General features: G+C 62.1%; 12 protein-coding genes. 4 read left to right on the top strand and 8 right to left on the bottom strand.

The window, feature by feature from the left end; all coding sequences use genetic code 11:
- Positions 1 to 254: hypothetical protein (locus EYQ35_05435; protein HIF63579.1), on the bottom strand; the 254-nt coding region annotated here is incomplete at its 3' end.
- Complete coding sequence (locus EYQ35_05440; GenBank protein ID HIF63580.1) at positions 238 to 690, bottom strand: nuclear transport factor 2 family protein; 453 nt, start codon at positions 688 to 690, stop codon at positions 238 to 240. The genes EYQ35_05440 and EYQ35_05435, both read right to left, overlap by 17 nt.
- Before the next feature lie 256 nt (positions 691 to 946).
- Between EYQ35_05440 and EYQ35_05445 the strand changes: the two genes are divergently transcribed.
- Positions 947 to 3,247: a hypothetical protein gene (locus EYQ35_05445; protein ID HIF63581.1), complete on the top strand. Its 2,301-nt coding sequence runs from the start codon at positions 947 to 949 to the stop codon at positions 3,245 to 3,247.
- A 30-nt stretch (positions 3,248 to 3,277) separates the two neighbouring features.
- Here the strand turns inward: EYQ35_05445 and EYQ35_05450 are convergent, their stop codons facing one another.
- The 6 genes from EYQ35_05450 to EYQ35_05475 form a co-directional block, all read right to left on the bottom strand.
- A complete protein-coding gene (locus EYQ35_05450) occupies positions 3,278 to 3,784 on the bottom strand; it encodes a hypothetical protein (protein HIF63582.1) in 507 nt (168 codons plus the stop codon).
- The gene (gene nirD / locus EYQ35_05455; protein ID HIF63583.1) at positions 3,735 to 6,776 is read right to left on the bottom strand and encodes a nitrite reductase small subunit NirD; all 3,042 of its coding nucleotides are present in this window, start codon (positions 6,774 to 6,776) and stop codon (positions 3,735 to 3,737) included. Before nirD ends, EYQ35_05450 begins: the two co-directional genes overlap by 50 nt.
- A 35-nt stretch (positions 6,777 to 6,811) precedes the next feature.
- The gene (locus EYQ35_05460; protein HIF63584.1) at positions 6,812 to 8,923 is read right to left on the bottom strand and encodes a nitrate reductase; all 2,112 of its coding nucleotides are present in this window, start codon (positions 8,921 to 8,923) and stop codon (positions 6,812 to 6,814) included.
- Positions 8,923 to 10,626, bottom strand: coding sequence for a molybdopterin oxidoreductase (locus tag EYQ35_05465; protein ID HIF63585.1), 1,704 nt, complete (start codon positions 10,624 to 10,626; stop codon positions 8,923 to 8,925). Before EYQ35_05465 ends, EYQ35_05460 begins: the two co-directional genes overlap by 1 nt.
- Before the next feature lie 15 nt (positions 10,627 to 10,641).
- Positions 10,642 to 11,994 carry an MFS transporter gene (locus tag EYQ35_05470; protein HIF63586.1) on the bottom strand — a complete coding sequence of 451 codons (1,353 nt, stop codon included), beginning with the start codon at positions 11,992 to 11,994 and terminating at the stop codon, positions 10,642 to 10,644.
- Between the two features lie 195 nt (positions 11,995 to 12,189).
- Entirely contained in the window at positions 12,190 to 12,786 is a 597-nt protein-coding gene (locus EYQ35_05475) for an ANTAR domain-containing protein (protein ID HIF63587.1), read from the bottom strand.
- Positions 12,787 to 13,171: 385 nt separating this feature from the next.
- Here EYQ35_05475 and EYQ35_05480 point away from each other — a divergent pair, with 385 nt between their 5' ends.
- From EYQ35_05480 to EYQ35_05490, 3 genes are all read left to right on the top strand, one after another.
- Complete coding sequence (locus EYQ35_05480) at positions 13,172 to 13,558, top strand: hypothetical protein (GenBank protein HIF63588.1); 387 nt, start codon at positions 13,172 to 13,174, stop codon at positions 13,556 to 13,558.
- A gap of 216 nt (positions 13,559 to 13,774) precedes the next feature.
- The gene (locus tag EYQ35_05485) at positions 13,775 to 14,170 is read left to right on the top strand and encodes a hypothetical protein (GenBank protein HIF63589.1); all 396 of its coding nucleotides are present in this window, start codon (positions 13,775 to 13,777) and stop codon (positions 14,168 to 14,170) included.
- A 68-nt stretch (positions 14,171 to 14,238) separates the two neighbouring features.
- A partial coding sequence (locus tag EYQ35_05490; protein HIF63590.1) for a hypothetical protein occupies positions 14,239 to 18,541 on the top strand: 4,303 nt, incomplete at its 3' end.

The following is an 18,541-nucleotide window of genomic DNA, read 5'->3' on the forward strand; positions in this document are numbered from 1 at the left end:
TTCCAATCGTACTCGAGATAGCACCAGCAGCCCTCCATTGTCCACGCGTGCACTTCACCCAGGTGCAAATGACGCGGCGCCATGAAGCCGGGCGCGAAACGGTTAATGAAGGTGTAGACACCGTCTTCGCGGCCGCGCCGAAGCAGCTTCATCTCTATGCCACTGTTCTCAAAACCCATCCACACCCAGGGCACGTCGGCCCCGTGCACTACGCGCGTAGCGGCCTCGCTGTTCTGCTCAAGCTGTGTCGCCATGCCCTTGCCCCTCCTTGCTGCCTTCCTGCATCGCCTTGAGCATCTCGCCCATCTTTGCGTGCACCATGTTGACCGCCACGATCTTTCCCTCGCCGTTGCACTGGATCATGTCAACGCCGTTGACGTACTTGCCCCCCATCTCGGTTTCAAACTCCAGCATCGCCTGCTTGCCCGAGAAAACTTTTTTCAGGTAAACGAAACCGCCGCTCTTCTTCGAACCGTTACCGGCGCCAGCGCCGGCCGGTTTATCGCCGCCGAAAACCGAGCCCGCCGCGCCGAGATAAAGCTTGGTGATGGCCTTGCCCTTCTGCGCGGAGAATACCACCGGCGAATAGAAGACCACGTCGTCGGCCAGCAGCTCATCGAGAAAAGCATCCGCGTCATCGACCTCGCCGTGTACTAGTTGCAACCATTTTTCTACTGCAGCTTCGATCATCGAATCCTCCGGGCGCCCTCAGCGGGCCCAGCCCAGCAGCGTTCTTAGCACGCCCGCTCTCTTGACGCAGCCGCCCGGCTCACCCCCGGCCGGGGGGGTAACCCCTGCGCTGTCCTTTCCTCCACCCTTCGCGCCGCCGTCGAGCCCGGCCGCCTGCCCCGGCCTCCTGTCCTGACTGCCTGCGCAGCTTGTTACCTCTCAGACTGGACAAGGGTGCGCACGGGGCCTAACAATCGCGGTGGACAGGAGTTATATCATGCGCAAAACAATCATCACCGCGATAACCGTATTACTGGTCGCTGGCTCAGCCTGGGCCGACCCTTTCGGGGCCGTCACCATCACCGAACCAGTGGACGCCGACGGCGCCATACACCAGTCGGAGACCCCGCTGCGCTACATCAGCCGCATCGCGCCCGACACCTACGTGGAGAACGAGTACTTCATGGAAGGCGCGGCCACGGTCTACACCTACAACGACCCGCCGGTGAGAGGCGAGATCATCGTGGAGGACGCCGACGTTCCCTATAAGACGCGCTTCACCGTTCGCAAGCCTGCCGACCCGGCCGACTTCAACGGCACGGTGATAATAGAATGGCTGAACTCTACCGCCGGTTTCGACACCGCCCCGGTGTGGGATGCCTCGGCCGAGTTTTTTACGCGGGCGGGTTGGATCTACGTGGGCGTTACCAACGCCACCAACATCATCGACTTTCTCGGCAACAGCTGCCCGTTGCTCGGCATAAGTATCTTTCCAGAGACCTGCGGCACCCGTTACTCGTCGCTGTACATGAGTGAGAACGGCCAGGCCTTCGAGATGCTGAGCCAGCTGGCCAACCTGCTCAGAAGCGGTGAGGCTGATAACCCACTCAACCCCGACTACCCGGTGCAGCGAGTATTCCACGCCGGGCAATCGCAGCAGGGCGGCTCGATGGTCACCTACGCCAGCGCTTTTCACGAGCCGACGATCAACGACGGGTACTTCGTGCAGGCGGCCGGCACCGCGCGACGCATTAACTACGGCCCGATCTGTGGTGCGTCCGGCTCACCGGCCTACCCCGACTGCACGCCATCATTGACGGGTGATGACCGCCTGGTTGCAACCGACCTCGACGTGCCGGTTTACCGCGCGCTGACCGAGACCGACGTCAGCTTCATGCTCACCAACGCCTCGCGCACCTGCGACGGCGGCAGCAATGACGGCAACGCCTGCAGCAACGACGGCGAGTGCCCGGGCGGCACCTGCCCCGAGGCCTTCACCCTGGCCAGGCAGACCGACTCGGGTGATTTTCGGTACTACGAGTTGGCGGGCACTTCGCACGTAACCGTTCACCGCCGCATCGAGGTCATCCCCGAAGACATTCCCGGCGGGCCACTGCAGCTGGAAGAAACCTGCGCGAGCCTGCTCAACACCCTGGCCGACGGCCCGGTGCTGGGCTCGTACATCTACAACTCGATGTGGCAGAACATGGAAGACCAGGTGCGCCTGGGCAGCGTACCGCCCAGCGGCTCGTTAATCGACGAAGCGGGGGGAGTACTCACCCGCGACGCCTACGGCAACGCCACCGGCGGCATAAGGATGCCGCAGATGGACCACCCCCTGCACTCCTACTTTTCGCCGCACAACACTCTCAACCCGGCGGTCGACCCCCTGTTTTCCCAGCTGGGGAGCCTGTTCTGCGTGCTGGCCGGAAGCTACGTGGAGCTGGACGCGGCCACTCTCAACGCACTTTACGCGAGCAAGACCGACTTCGCGGCGGCCCTCGAAGCGGCTGGCGCGCAACTGGCAACCGACGGCTTCCTGCTCGCCGAGGACGAGGCACTGTTGCCCGTGCCGGAGGACAAGGACGGGCAGCGCTGCATCAACGCGCACGCCAAGGCATCGGGGATTGCCACCAAGGCGCGAGGCAAGCTCATCGGCAAGTGCATAAAGGACACCTCCAAGGGCAAGGCGGCCGACGCCGACGCCTGCATTGCAGCCGACGCTGCGGGCTTTGCCCTCAAGGCCGACGCCAAGGCCGATAAACTGGTGACCAAGTCCTGCGCCACCGGTGCCCGCTTTGCCGATCCAGGCGCGGCCGCGGTGTCGAGCGCTGCCGGGACGGGAACAGACCAGTTGCTGCACGCTGTTTTCGGCACCGACGGCGGTGGCGGCATCGACGACGCGATTGTGCGCGCCTCTGACGACAAGGACGCGGCCAAGTGCCAGGCGGCCGTTTACAAGGGCTACGACAAGATGCTCGGCGCGCGGGTGAAGACTTTTGGCAAGTGCGCCAAGAGCGGCCTCTCGGCGGGCGACAAGGATACCGCCGAGCTGTTGAACTCTATCGGCAGCGCCTTGCAGCTGACCGAGTGCCTGTTCGCCGACCCCAAGAACAAGGTGGCCCAGGCGCGGACCAAGCTCTTGTCGGGGCTGCAGAAAAAATGCCTCGGGGTAGATCGCACGGCGGCCTTCCCAGGCGACTGCGACGGCAGCACGGCCATTGCTATCTTCGGCGGATGCCTGGCTGACACGGTCGAGCTCGAGGCCGAAGACGTGCTCGCCTGGACGAACGAGTAAGCCAGCGCCGAATTCTGCTGATGCCGCTGGTCAGCCGCCCAGCGACATCAGCACAACGAGAATAAGCGCCTGCACAATCCAGCCCACCATGCACACGGCCACCGCTCGCCAGGTGCTGGTGTAATCCAGTGCTTGCCTCACCGCGATGATCATCGCTACCAGCATCCACACTCCAGCTACGAGGAAGACCAACTCGCGCACTGCCGGTATAACACCCAGCACGCGGATGATGCCCGGCGCCGCCGCGAAACCCGTGGTGCGCAACAGCTCACCGTGGTCGGCCGAAGTCTGCGGCTCGGGCAGTAGCCGGGTCCCGATAAAATACGCCATGTAGGCCCAGATGTACCAGGAAGCCAGTGCACCCAGGGTGGCAAACACCAGGCCCTGTCCACCGCCGGCGCCTATGCCCGCGGCCAGCGCTGCCGCCACGACCACGCCGGTGGCCTGGCCGGTGGCCTCCTGGTCAGCCTCGACCTCTTCGTAGAGATTAACGTCCAGCTTCGCGGCGCGAATGATGCGGTCCTTGATGCTTGCCATGTCGGGTGTCCCCCCTCCCGCCGGCCAACACCGGCGGAGAGTTCAGTATCGCTGGCGGGCCGTCGCTATCCAAATCCCCGGCAACGCTGCCAGCCCGGTTGACTACGCTGCATCCCTTCGAACCTGGGTATTTGCCGCCCGACAAGCTGACAAAAACCTCCCCGCTCTCGATCTTGACGGGGAAGATACGCAGACCTGGAGACTCCTCGCCCAGGCACTGCCCCGATTTGAGCGAGAAATTTTTCTTGTGCAAAGGACAAGCGACCTTGGGCTCGCCCGCCACGTCGCCGATAATGCCGCGGGCCAGAACGGGTGCGTTGGTGTGTGGACACGTGTTCTGGGTAGCGTACCAGTGTCCCTCCTTTTTTGAGAAGTTGAACACCGCGATCTGCTCTCCACCGTGCTCGATACAGGCCCCCGCACCGTCGGGAAAATCGCCTACCGTGCCTACTCGTACCCAGCCATCAGTTTTCGTCACCGACTCCGGCCCAGCCTTTTCACCGGCGTCAGCGGTTAAGCCATTGGGGCTGTTAACGAATTGCTTGAACATCTTGCGCTTGTCCGGGTCCTCGACAACCCGCTTCCACTCGCACTCGTAGCCATCTACCAACGACTGCATCTGTTGCTCGAGTTCATCGCCAATCCCAAGCTTGTCGTCGATGACCACCTCGCGAAGCGCTTCTATCCCCCCCTCGAGTTTCTCCAGCCATACCGAGGTACGGGTCAGCTTGTCAGCGGTCTGGATGTAGTACATCAGAAAACGGTCGATGTACCTGATGCAGGTTTCCTCATCGAGATCAGTTGCAAGCAGGTCGGCGTGACGAGGGTTGGAACCACCGTTGCCGCAAACGTAGAGGCTATAGCCCTGCTCGGTAGCGATCAGCCCGAAGTCCTTGCCTTGTGCTTCGGCACACTCACGCACACAACCCGATACGGCCGACTTTATCTTGTGAGGAGCTCGCAACCCCCGGTAACGCTTCTCGATGCTGACCGCGAAGCCCACGGAATCGCGCATCCCGTATCGACACCAGCTGGTACCGACGCAGCTCTTGACGGTGCGCAGCGCCTTTCCGTAAGCGTGCCCGCTTTCGAATCCTGCATCGATCAACTCCTCCCAGATATCGGGCAACTGGTGTACGGGTGCACCGAAAAGGTCGATACGCTGGCCACCGGTGATCTTTGTGTACAGACCGTATTTCTTCGCCACGCTACCCAGCGCGATAAGTTTTCCAGGGGTAATTTCACCGCCCGGCACTCGGGGAACGATAGAGTAGAGCCCGTTTTTCTGGATGTTGGCCAGGAAACGATCGTTGCTGTCCTGAAGGGCCGCGTGGTCAAGTATGTGCTCGTTCCAAAGGCTGGCGATGATAGACGCGACCACGGGCTTGCAGATCTCACAGCCCTCTCCGCTACCGTAGTCCGCGACCAGGGCGGTAAAGGACCTGATACCTTTGGTCTTGCAGATCGCGTACAGCTCCTGTCGCGTGTATCTGAAATGCTCGCAGATGTCGGTGCTGAGCTGCTTGCCTGCCGCTGCCATCTCGGCTGCCAGTAGCTCGGTGACCAGTGGTACACAGCCCCCGCAGCCGGACCCCGCGCGGGTAAGCGACTTGATCTCTCCCACCGTGGAAAGTTCCTGTTCACGTATCGCGTTGCAGATGGTCCCCCTGGTCACCGCGTTGCACGAGCAGACCTGGGCGTCGTCGGGCATGTCGGTGATCCCGACGGCGGCGGCCGACGCCTTGCCTGCACGCGAACCGGCCACGAGCACGCCGGGCTCGACAGCGAGGGGTTGCCCACCACGGCACTGCACGGAAAGCGCACCGTAATCAGACGCGTCCCCTACAAGAACACCACCCAGCAATCGTTTCCCTTCGTGGTCGAAAAGGAGCTTACGATAAACGCCGCTGAATGGATCGTGGTGAACCACCGGCAGCGCCTCGTCGGGGCCGGCCTCGTGATCGCCAAAGCACGCGACATCGACCCCCATCAGCTTGAGCTTGGTCGAGAGGTCGGCTCCGGTAAAACTACGCGGGACACCCTCCCCATCCATTGCCAGGTTGGTGGCCACGACCTCTGCCATCTCGTACCCCGGCGCGACCAGCCCGTAGACCATCCCCCGGTGCAACGCCACCTCGCCAATCGCGTATATATCCGGATCCGAGGTGCGCAGCTGGTCGTCAACCACTACCCCTCCACGCTCACCGACGTCGAGCCCGCACTCGCGAGCGAGTTCGTCGCGCGGGCGAATGCCAGCCGATACTATGATCATCTCGCAATCGAGTCCCTCGCCGTCTTCAAATAGAAGACCCGCGACCTTGGAATCGCCGACGACCTCTTTTGTCCCCTTGGCCAGGTGCACTTGCACGCCGAGTTTTTCCAGTTCGTTGACCAGGACCTCAGAGCCAAGGGCATCGATCTGTCGTGGCATGAGGCGTGGGGCAAACTCCACCACGTGGGTCTGCATGCCGAGGTCGTACGCTGCCTTTGCTGCTTCGAGGCCCAGCAACCCGCCCCCGATAACGGCTGCCACCCGTGATTTGCCAGCGTAAGAAATAATCTGTTCAAGGTCCTCGATAGTGCGGTAGACAAAGACCCCGGTCTTCCCTATCCCCGGCACCGGTGGCACGAAGGGATAAGAACCTGTCGCCGCTACGACGATGTCGTAAGTGATCTCCTCACCTTTCCGGGAGCGGACTACCTTGCGGCGCCGGTCTATGCTTTCGACGCAATCGCCTATGTGCAGTTCGATGCCATTTTCGCGGTACCAGTCCCGGTTGGCCAGCATCAGCTTTTCGGCGTCGCGATGCGCGAAGAACTGGGTAAGCCCCACGCGATCATAGGCCGCCCTGGCTTCCTCGCAGAACGTGACCACGCGGTACTTGCCGGCCTTGTCTGATTCGATGAGCTTCTCGCAGAAGCGATGGCCGACCATGCCGTTGCCCACCACCACTACCGTCTGGCGCGTATCAATTTTGCTACTATTCTTCATGTCCCTCGTTTGCCCGACCCCGGTGCGCTCGCCGCTCACCCTCGCGGCTCCTCCTCCCAGTAATCCACCGGGCGTATACGCACAGCGCAGGCCTTGTATGACGGCTGCCTCGACTCCGGATCGAACACCGCATCGGTCAAGCGATTGGTCTCCTCGTAGTGCATCGGCGCAAAGACCTGGCCGGGCTTGACCGAACGGGTGACGAACGCCTTGGCTCTCATAATGCCGCGTCGCGACTCGACTCGAATCATCCTGGCGTGCTCAATTCCGTGCGCGCGAGCATCAACGGGATTGACCTCCAGGTAGGCACCGGCGGGGTAAAGGCGACGCAAGATGGCGGAAATCCTGGTACGTGTCTGGGTATGCCACTGCGCGGCACTGCCGCGCCCCGTGAGCAGAAGAAGCGGATAGCCCTTGTCGGGTTTCTCGGGCATCGAACGCGGTTTGCTTACTCGGAATCGCGCCCGGCCATCGGGGTGAAAAAAACTCCCGTCCTCGAACAGCCGGCGCTCACTTTTCAAAACCTCGGTTTTGCCGTCGGCCGGGGTCAGTGGCCACTGGATTCCACCTCGTTGGTCCAACTCCCGGTAGCCTTCGATAGCCGAGAAGTCGCATGGCCGGCCACGTGAAAGATCCGACAGTAGACTGAACACCGCCTCGGGAGACTCCCATTTCTCGAATATCTCGGCGCAGCCCCAGTAGTCGGCCAGCAGTTTGAAAATACTGAAGTCAGAGAGCGCGAGACCCGGGGCGCGTGCGACCTTTTTCACGAGGCCTATGCGCCGCTCCGAGTTTATGAACGTGCCTTCTTTTTCACCCCACCCCGCCGCCGGCAATAGCAGGTCGGCGTGGCGCGCAGTGGTGGTGTCGTGGTACATGTCCTGGACAACGAAGAAATCCAGTCTTTCGAGAATCTCGGCCAGGCCGTTCTGGTTGATCCACGAGTGGGCCGGATTCGTCCCGATAACCCATAGGCCTTTTATCCTGCCGCCCGCTATACCCTCCACGATTTGATCGTAGGACAAGCTTTGTCGAGCAGAGATACGCGCCGCATCAATCCCGAGGACCTCTCCGACTTCGCGACGATGCTCGGCGTTGGAGAAATCCCGCCCACCAAACATGCTCGTCGTGTTGCTGAACAGGCGTGACCCCATGGCGTTGCACTGGCCGGTGAGCGAATTGGCACCAGTGCCCACGCGGCCGATGTTGCCGGTCATCAAGGCCAGGTTGATGATCGCCGTGGCGACGGCCACCCCTTCGTAGCTCTGGTTGACACCCATCGTCCACCAGAACGACACCCTTTTGCCTTCGTGGATAGTGCGCGCGAGGTCCATGAGAGCCTTGACCGAGATACCGCTATCCGCGGCGACACGTTCGGGGACAAACTCCTCGACGTGGGCCACCATCTCCTCAAACCCACTGGCGTGTTGTTCGATGTAGCTGCTATCGACCCACCCCTCTTTCACGAGGATCCGGGCCAGGCCGTACATCAGGACGAGATCAGATTTAGGCTTGATGGCCAGGTGCGTGGTGGCCACCATTGCGGTCTCGGTCTTGCGGGGATCAATGACAACGACCCTGGGATCGTGTGGGTTTTTCAGCACCCGTTCCCACAGCACCGGGTGCGCTATGCAGGGGTTGGCCCCCACCATCACGATGACGTCAGACTCTTCGAGGTCACCGTAGGTATAGGGCGGCGCGTCGAAACCGAAGGCCTGCTTGTAGGCGACGACAGAGGTAGCCATACACTGCCGGGTATTGCCGTCGCCGTGCACCAGGCCCATTCCAAACCGGGCAAAGGCCCCGAGCAGGGCCATCTCCTCGGTTACCATCTGCCCGGTGCTGAGAAACGCCACCGAATCCTCGCCGTGCTCTTCCTGTATCCGCTTGAAGCGCCGGGTGAAGGCCTGCGCCGCCGTGGGCCAGTCGGTGGGCTCCAGCTCCCCCGATCGACCCCGCATCAAGGGCCGAGTCGCGCGGTGCTCGGAATCGAGAACGCGCAGGGACTCCCAACCCTTGGGGCAAGCGGCCCCCTTGTTGACGGGATAGTCTATCGCCGGGACGATGCCCGTAGCTTCACCGTCGTGCATATGAACGTCGAGTCCACAGCCCACGGAACAGAAACCGCACACCACCCTCACCGACATCACACCACGCCCCTGGGCATTCGTCGCGAAACCACGGCCCGGAAAAAAAGATACCGTTCCATCAGTTCTCCGCTGAGGATGAGCACCAGCGAAAAACAGGCCAGCGAAACGGTGAACATCGCGCCCGCCTGCTCGCCTCCGCCCAGTAGCCCCTGCGCCAGGATCACTACCGGCACCACCACTCCGCCGAGTAACCCGAAGACGAAGCGCTTGAGGGTAACCGGCCCCAGTGCCCCCACCAACAGTGTTGCCGTACGTCGGCCCAGTGTTTGTCGTTGGTCGGTGAGATGACGCAGAACCAGCAGTTCGAAGAGCAACTTGCAGACTGTCACAACCGCTATCGCGCGACACAGGTCATAGCCCATGGCCGTCATGACCCGCCCCACCTCGAGACTGCCCGCCAGGCTGGCCGTCAATACCGACGTGATCAGCGCTGTAGCCATGCCCAGCAGGAGCGTCGTGGCGAAAAACCTGATCGCCGTGGGAAATCCTCTCCACAATTCGCGCCGGGTGACGTGATAGACCATTACCGAGCAGAGGACACCGGCAAGGCCGCTGGCGACCACTATGGTCTCCAGAATTCGTTCCTGCCACGACCAGTCGATAGCCGTTAACCTTAGCACCCAGGGGTACAGGGCGAACGCCCCGGCGCTGGCCGCGAACAATCCAAACGCCGCTATTTCACGGCTCAACCAAGAGCTACGCAAACCTACCAGGGCCCTGTAAGCCCGCTGTGGTTTGCCGAGATGAAACACGCTCGCGCCCAGGGCAACGGCACCCAGCACGGCCGCGCTTATAGAATGAAAAGGCCTGATCGCTTCGAGCACGGGGACGCTTACCAGCGTCCGAAGCAGTGTCCCCACCAGGAATGCGCCTACCGACATCTGCGTCAGTACGAGCATGACTACCAGTGGACCGTGCGCGTGCTCAGCCGAGACCTCGAAGTAGTCAGCTGGCAGCGTGTTACGGGGGAAAGCGCGTTCGGTGCGGTAGCGAGTAGTCGGCAGGGTAAGAGCAGGGTCTGGAGCGCCCGGCAGAAAGAAGTTGGCCTCCGCGTCCTCCAGTGTCTCTTCGATCTTTACCGTGGTTATGCGAATCGCTTCGCTGGGACAGGCTTGGACGCAGGCAGGAGCCTCGCCTAGCGCCAGGCGATCGGTGCACATGTCGCACTTGCGAACGATGCCGCGGGACTTGTTGTACTTGGGCACGTCGTAGGGACATGTGAGCAAGCAGTACTGGCAACCTATGCACTTATCGTCGAGATGCATGACGATCCCGGTAATCGTATCTTTCTCGTAGGCACCGGCGGGGCAACCCTTCATGCACGCGGGCTCAAGACAGTGATGGCAAGCAGTGGTGATGGTCTGCAGCACCGGATCTTCGAGCGTGCCGCCGTGAATAAGACCAACGTCACGCCAGACTTCATCGTCATCGAGGCCGTTCAAGTTGTGACAAGCCGTAACGCAGGCCTTGCAGCCCGTGCACGCGTCCAGGTTGACGTCGAACGCGTACTGCTCCCCTTGCGTGGGCTCTGTGAGCGGTATGAGATCACGGTAGTGCTCTGCCCGGGAGGCCGATTGGTGGTCATCGTTCCGCTGTGCAAAGCGCTCGACCGCGCTCAGGTCCTGTTGTTCGTCGAGAAGCCTTTCGACAAAACTGCCGCCCGGCGAGCTGCTTTCTGATCCAGTGTTGCCAGTCCTCATCGCCGCACTCTTTGCTCAGGCCCTAGCCGGCAGGGGCTCTACCCCAGCGTGGCCCAGCCTTTGCGCCATTTCCCTGCGTACCCGCCGCTCGGTTTCAGGGCTGAAGGAAACCGTGAGGACCAGGAACGAACCCGCGGCGACTATTGTCCCTGTCAGCAGGAAGGCGTCGGACCATGCCAGGCCACTGAGCTGGGGCTTGAACAGGAACATCAATGCGACAGCAAGCGCGTTGCCACCGGCGCCGACTATGCCCGACACGAGACCGTTGGCCTCGGGTTTGACGAACGGTACGATGGCGTAGGTGGCACCGCAGCAGGCATGGACAAACAGGCCCACGCCTGCCAGGCAAAGAACCACCGGTACCGGACCAGTCATGCGACTGAACAGCATCAACGCGACGCCCTCGCAGAAGAGAATAATAAAAAGCCAGAACACGCGGCCGCGGAGGCCCTGGCGGGCGCCGAAGCGATCTGCAACCATTCCACCCAGCGGCCTCGCGAAGATGCCCATAGCGCCGAACAGGCCACCGACTAGACCGGCCATCGCGAGGTTCATCTCAAAGTCATCGACCAGGTAAAGGGCGATCTGCGAATCGATCAGCAGTTCGACACCGAAACACAGTCCGTAGATCGCGAACAACGCCCACACCCTGTAGTCAGAGCAGACAGCGAGGAAGGAAGACTGCGCGTGGGGCTTTTTTCCGTCGGCGATCGCCTGCGCGCGTAGCTCGGAGAAATTGCCCTCGGGCGCGTCCGTGGTCAGCAGGTAATATGCTACCCCGGTGATCGCCAACGCGACCCCGGGCACTATCATCACCAAGCGCCAGGCCAGGGCCTCCGAACCGACTGCCGTCAACGTGACCGCGAAGAGAAGAGGCATGAGCAAGTAGGTCGCACCCGCCCCTGAATTACCCAACCCGGCAGTCACCGCGCTCGCTGTACCCACACAGTTGGGGGCGAACATAACCGAGGTGTGGTACTGGGTAATGACAAACGATGCGCCGAGAGCGCCGATCGCCACGCGCATGAGGAGAAAGGTCTCGTAGCTCGACGCCAGTCCGACTGACATCACCGGGATAGAACCCAGGACCATCAGCCAGGTGTAAGTCAGCCGCGGACCTACACGGTCGCAGCACCAGCCGATGAAGACGCGCATGATGACAGCACTGGCCACCGCCAGCATGTTGGTGGTCACTATCTGGTCGGTGGTCAGGCCCAGGTCTTCGCGTATTATCACGAGCATCGGTGCCAGCCCGAACCAGCCGAAGAAGCACAAGAAAAAAGCGAGCCACGCCATGTGAAACACCCGCATCTGCGGTGTCTTGAAGTTCAATGGTTCGATGCGCGTGGCCTTTCCTTCAATAATCATTACGGTCCTCCAGGAATCCGCGACAAACGTCCCTGCCAGATCGCGGGCCGGGCTTAACCCGGCCTGCTGGACACCATCGTCCTGTCCTTTAAGCCACCGTTGGCCTTGGCAATTGAGATGTACTTGCCGGGATCGTCCCGGGCACATGCGGGTACTCTCCGTTGAGCACCGCAGCGTTGGGCACAGACGGCGCTATCAAGCCGTCGTAAGTAGCTCGGCGATAAGAATCACTTCCCTGGCGACCTCTACCAGCCGCTTCTTATGATCCATGGCCGTCTTTTGAAGCATTCGGTGGGCCTCGTCCTCGGTGCACTGTCGCTGCTCCATGACGATGCCCTTTGCCCGTTCGACCAGCTTGCGGGAAGCCAGGTCTGATCGGGCCTCGGCCAGCTCCCGTCGCAGTACCTGCAGTTCCTTGAAACGAGCAACCGCGAGATCCAGTACAGCTGGTACCCTGCTGGTATCCATGCCCTTGACCACGTAGGCGGTAACGCCCGCCTTCAAAGAATCGACCATCAGCCCACGATCCGAATTGTCCGTGAACATGGCCACAGGCAGAGCCCGCCCCTCGCCTATCCTGGCGACCTGCTCGACAAGCTTACGGTCAAGAAACGGCGCGTTTACAAGCAGGACATCCGGCTCAATTTCCCGAACAAGCCCACTCCAGTCACCACTGCTCAGAGCACAATCAGCCAGCGCGTAACCCGAACTGACCACACTCTGGGACAGCCTCTGCATATGTGTCTCGCTGTCAGTCACCACCATCACCTGAAGCATTACGTTCGATTCCACCAGAACGGATAGAATGTGCTGTAATTTCCAGTACCCTGGCCGCCTGCGAGTCCGCTCCGTTCCCTAGCCCCCTGAGAGTTCGACCAGCGAAGTCGGCAAAACAACACTCCACCCGTTGACACAGTGCAGCAATATTCGGGCCAACCCCCGGGCCAAGCTAATACAAGCGTTCTGGCCGAACCGCTGACCGGGCTGCCCGATGGTTTGTCAGTTACTGCCCAACTGTTGGGCAACTGGCGGCACCGGCGTTAAAGCCAGCGAATCAATAAGAAGCCCCCCGCGCGCCCCAGTAGCATTACGCGGCGTATGAACTGCTTGCGAGTTCGGTAATCTACGCTTGCAAAGTTCGGATCTACAAACCACCCATGAGAGAACCTTCCCGAACATGATCCAGGCCGTAAGATACACGCTGTGGGCCAGTGCCCCGTTCAACCTGCTGGCGGCTTACATGGTGTTGCTTCCCTCCTCTGCGCTGGGGAGGCTGGTGGGAATGCCCCCCTCGCCGCCCCTGGTGTACTCCGCCTTGCTGGCAACAATGATCGCCCTGTTCGGCCTGGCTTACGCCTGGCTGGCCACGCAGCCGGAAATAGACCGACCGCTGGTCGGGTTAGCCGCAATAGCCAAGACCATGGTGTTCGTAATCGCCCTGCTGCTCTGGCTGGCGGACCGGGGTCCGGGAGGACTGGTGCTGGTGGCCTGCGCGGACCTGGCATTCGCCTCCCTGTGGGGCTGGTGGCTGCTGTCCCCGACGGAACCCGGCCGCACCCGCTAGGGATCCAGGTTGCGTATGTGTCTGTGGTGAAAAAAATAAACCTTTTACTTAGAAATATAAAAGTGCAGCCAGCGCTCCTTCTGAACCGTCCCTACACTGCCATAGCTAAGGTTTGCCGGGCAATGGCAAACCTCAGTGGGGCTTGACAAAGCCCCCCCAAATGGCGTTATCTGCCCTCTATAGGAATGTTTTGGAGCAGGTATTATGAAGCCATCCGTGGTTAGACGTCCTCTCTTCTTTGTCACCAATATTTTAATAGCGATCACTGCCGCCTTGACGCTACTGGCGCTCCCGTACCAGGCCGGGACAGCGGTGGCGGCGGCCGACGATGCAGCACCTGCTGCCGCGGCTGTTACCGGGGGCTCCGGCCTGCGGGTCCACATTGACCCGCGCACCGGCGAATTGCTCGACGAGCCCCCGCCGGGATCTGAAACTGACGTGGCCGCCAGTTTGAAGTCGATCAGTCCCAAGCTGGTCGAGGAGCCAAGCCCGGTGGCAGGCGGTGGCACGATGATACGCCTGGATGATCGTTTCCGGGCGGATTTCCGAGCCGAAGTGGGGCCAGACGGCAAACTCGTCACCGATTGCCAACAGCCTGCCGAGTCCCGATAGCCGATCGCCGAAACACCATAGCTGCTGTGATCGATTGATGAATTTTTGAACTGACAAGGGGGTTACCGATGTTCACCCGAAGGCTCCGCACAGCCTGTGCTTTAATTCTTCCTTTCTTCCTGCTGGCCACCTTTTCCGTGGCCAGCGCCTCGACCGTAACCATCATCAACCTGGACGCGGCCGGAACGGGTCTCAACGACCCCACTGCGGCCACTCCCGTGGGCGGCAACGGGGGGACCACCAAGGGCGCGCAGGCACTGACCGTCTTCCAGAAAGCAGCGTCCATCTGGGGAGGAATCCTGGGTAGTCCCGTGGAGATAAAGGTGGGCTCCAGCTTTGCGGCACTCAGCTGCTCGGCAACATCGGGCGTACTGGGTTCAGCCGGGCCCCAAACCGCCCACCGGGATTTCGCTAACGCCCCGCTCGCTTCGACCTGGTATCCCCAGGCGCTGGCCAACTCGCTTGCCGGCGCCGACCTCGACGCTGCCACCAACGACATCGGCATGCAGTTCAACGGGTCGATGGGAACCCCTGGCTGCCTGGAGTCCTTGTCGTGGTACATGGGTCTTGATGCCGTCGAGCCCGCCAACACCATCAGCCTGCTCAGCGTGGCCCTGCACGAGATCGGGCACGGCCTGGGTTTTGCCAGTTTTGTAACGCTTTCTACTGGTGCACTGTTTAACGCTCTTCCCGACGGATACAGCAGCAAGCTCGAGGACCACTCAACCGGGCTTCTCTACCCTGCCATGTCCAACGCCCAGCGCGTGTCGGCCAGCACCAACACCGGCAACCTGCACTGGACCGGTGCCCTGGTAGTAGCTGCCAGCGGCGTACTGAGCTCCGGTGCCCACGCCAGCGGGCACGTGGAGATGTACGCGCCCAACCCGGCACAACAGGGTTCTTCGGTGTCTCATTTCAGCACGTCACTTACGCCCAACGAGTTGATGGAACCTTCTCACACCGGCCCCGATCTCGACCCGGGCCTGGCCGTGCCCCTTCTCCAGGACATGGGATGGGCACTGGCGACCGGATGCGGCGACGGTGTTCTTGAGGTGGGCGAAGAATGCGACGACGGCAACACTCTCGGCGGCGACTGCTGTTCCTCGACCTGTACTTTCGAGACCGCCGGCTCCACCTGCACCGACGACGGCGACGCGTGCACAACCGACACCTGCGACGGCGCGGGAACTTGCGACCATCCGGCAGCAGCCGACGGCTCTGCCTGCGATGACGGTATCGCCTGCACCACGGGTGAGACCTGCCAGGCGGGTGCCTGCGTATCGAGTACTCCTGCCTGCGATGACGGCGAGTCCTGCACGGTCGATACCTGTGAAGTCTCGAACTGCTTTTCTACCGGCCACGGCGCGGGATGTAATGATCCGGTCTGCGAAGCCACTATCTGCGCACTGGACTCGTTCTGCTGCACAAATACCTGGGACAACCTCTGCGTAAACGGCGGCGGCGGAAGCACGGGTTCTGTGGACCTGTGTGCCGGGCGGGAGAATTTCTGTGGCAATGCGGGTTCGCCTGACGGCACGCTGTGCGATGACGGAGATCCCGCCACTGGTGGCGATGTCTGCACCGGTGGCGTGTGCGCGGGAACGGCCAACCTCTGCGCGGGTGTGACCTGCAGCGCCAGTGACCAGTGCCACGGCGTGGGTACTTGCGATCCGGGCACGGGCCTCTGCTCCGACCCGCCCGTGGCCAACGGCACGGGGTGCGACGACGGTGACCTGTGCAGCACGACCGACACCTGCCAGGCGGGAACGTGCACCGGCTCGAACCCCGTAGTGTGCACGGCCAGCGACCAGTGCCACACAACCGGTACCTGCGACCCGGGAACGGGTGTTTGCAGTAATCCTAACGCGGCCGATGGAACAAGCTGCAACGACGGCCAGTTCTGCAACGCGGGTGAGACCTGCAGCAGCGGAGTGTGCGGAGGTGGCGCGGCCACCGACTGCTCGGGCTCGGCTGACCAGTGCAACACCGGCAGCTGCAACGAAACGAGCAACGCCTGCGAGGCCGCGCCTGTTGCCAATGGTACGACCTGCGACGACGCGGCTTTCTGTACCACGGATGAAACCTGCACGGCGGGCGCCTGCGACGGTGGCACGGCCACCGACTGCTCGGGCTCGAGCGACCAGTGCAACACCGGCAACTGCAACGAGACGAGCAACTCCTGCGAGGGTGTAGCTTCAAACGAGGGTGGCGGTTGTGACGACGGGGATCCGGCAACCTCCAACGACGTGTGCACCGCGGGCACGTGCAGTGGCACGATTCCACCGCCGCCAGCCGTGGTGAGCATTTCATTTCCGGCGGGCGACCCGGTGCCAGGACAGATAATCACGGGTGAGCTACTGATAGAGACCAGCCTGCCGCTGGGTAACTACGGAATAGATATAAGCTGTGACGCTGCGTTGTTGACGATAGTGCCCCCGGTATCGGGAGGTAATACGGCCGAGTTTACGGCTGCTCCGGTGCAGAACCTGGGCGCTTGCAGTGCGACCCTGAGCGGATTTCAGTTCTCGAGTCTTACGTCCCCAACCGGAGTGGTGAGCGTGGCCCATGTCCAGTTCGAGGTGCTTGCCGGGGCCGTTGCCGGTAGCAGCAGCACGGTAGACCTGGTTCCCTCGGTCATTGGCGATACTGATGGGAACACCCTTGCGTTTGTTGACCTGGATAATACGATTACGATTGCCGCGGTATGCGGCAACGGCCTGCTCGAGGTGGGCGAACAGTGCGACGACAGCAATACTGACCCCGGAGACTGTTGCTCGGCGACCTGTACCTTCGAGTCGGGCTCTTGTGACGACGGTGCTTTCTGCACCACCGGCGAGACCTGTACGGCCGGTGTCTGCGGCGGCGGTAGCTTGACCGACTGCTCGGGGGCGGGCAATCAGTGCAATACCGGTAGCTGTAACGAGACCAGCAATGCCTGCGAAGCCGTGGTCGCCAACGAAGGCAATGCCTGCGCCGACGGAGCCTTCTGTACCACGGGCGAGACCTGTACGGCCGGTGCCTGCGGCGGCGGTGGAGCCAGGGACTGCTCGGGCGCGGGTGATCAGTGCAATACCGGCAGCTGCAATGAGAGCAGCAACTCCTGCGAAGCTGTGGTGGCCAACGAAGGCAATGTCTGCGACGACGGTGCTTTCTGCACCACGGGCGAGAACTGTACGGCCGGTGCCTGCGGCGGCGGTAGCTTGACTGACTGCTCGGGCGCGGGTGATCAGTGCAATTCCGGCAGCTGCAACGAGAGCAGCAACGCGTGTGAAGCCGTGGCCGCCAACCAAGGCAATGCCTGCGCGGACGGTGACGAGTGCACGCAGAGCGACAGCTGCCAGGCCGGCGTGTGCGAGGGCTCAAACCCTGTTGTCTGCACGGCCAGTGACCAGTGCCACGACGTGGGCAGCTGTGACCCGGGTACCGGTGTCTGCAGCGACCCGGCGGCGGGTAACGGCATCGCCTGCGATGACGGCGATGCCTGCACGCAGAGCGATAGCTGTCAGGCCGGTGTGTGCGAGGGCTCAAACCCTGTTGTCTGCTCGGCCAGTGACCAGTGCCACGACGTTGGCAGCTGTGACCCGGGTACCGGTGTCTGCAGCGACCCGGCGGCGGGTAACGGCACCGCCTGCGATGACGGCGATGCCTGCACGCAGAGCGACAGCTGCCAGGCCGGTGTGTGCGAGGGCTCAAACCCTGTTGTCTGCTCGGCCAGTGACCAGTGCCACGACGTTGGCACTTGTGCTCCGTCGACGGGCACCTGCAGCGATCCTATCGCGGGCAACGGCACGGTCTGCGACGACGGCACCCCGGCCACCACCAGTGATGTGTGCACTGGCGGGGTCTGCAGCGGGGTAGATCTCTGCGCGGCGGTGACCTGCACGGCCAGCGACCAGTGTCACGACGTTGGCGCTTGCGACCAGGCAACTGGCCTTTGCAGCGATCCGATCGCCGGCAATGGCACGCTCTGCAACGACGGCGACCCGGCGACCACCAGTGATGTGTGTACAGGCGGGGTTTGCGGCGGGGTAGATCTCTGCGCGGGCGTTACCTGCACGGCCAGCGATCAATGCCACGACGCCGGTACCTGCAACGCGACGACGGGTGCGTGTGGCGATCCGGCCAGTTCCAACGGTACAGTCTGCGACGACGGCGATCCCGTTACGACGGGTGACGAGTGCGTAGGCGGGGTTTGCGGCGGCACGGATCTTTGCGGGGCGGTGACCTGCACGGCCAGCGACCAGTGTCATGTAGCTGGCTCCTGTGACCCGGGGACGGGATCCTGCAGCGATCCGATCGCTGGCAACGGCGCGGCCTGCGACGACGGCAACCCGGCGACCACCAGTGATGTCTGCACCGGCGGGGTTTGTA

This window comes from Candidatus Binatota bacterium (assembly GCA_012960245.1).
Lineage (GTDB): Bacteria > Desulfobacterota > Binatia > UBA1149 > UBA1149 > UBA1149.

What these genes read in the sequence shown, in the direction of transcription:
- EYQ35_05440 (HIF63580.1), bottom strand. Translation starts at nt 690, where the DNA reads ATGATCGAAGCTGCAGTAGAAAAATGGTTGCAACTAGTACACGGCGAG.
- EYQ35_05445 (HIF63581.1), top strand. Translation starts at nt 947, where the DNA reads ATGCGCAAAACAATCATCACCGCGATAACCGTATTACTGGTCGCTGGC.
- EYQ35_05450 (HIF63582.1), bottom strand. Translation starts at nt 3,784, where the DNA reads ATGGCAAGCATCAAGGACCGCATCATTCGCGCCGCGAAGCTGGACGTT.
- nirD (HIF63583.1), bottom strand. Translation starts at nt 6,776, where the DNA reads ATGAAGAATAGTAGCAAAATTGATACGCGCCAGACGGTAGTGGTGGTG.
- EYQ35_05460 (HIF63584.1), bottom strand. Translation starts at nt 8,923, where the DNA reads ATGTCGGTGAGGGTGGTGTGCGGTTTCTGTTCCGTGGGCTGTGGACTC.
- EYQ35_05465 (HIF63585.1), bottom strand. Translation starts at nt 10,626, where the DNA reads ATGAGGACTGGCAACACTGGATCAGAAAGCAGCTCGCCGGGCGGCAGT.
- EYQ35_05470 (HIF63586.1), bottom strand. Translation starts at nt 11,994, where the DNA reads ATGATTATTGAAGGAAAGGCCACGCGCATCGAACCATTGAACTTCAAG.
- EYQ35_05480 (HIF63588.1), top strand. Translation starts at nt 13,172, where the DNA reads ATGATCCAGGCCGTAAGATACACGCTGTGGGCCAGTGCCCCGTTCAAC.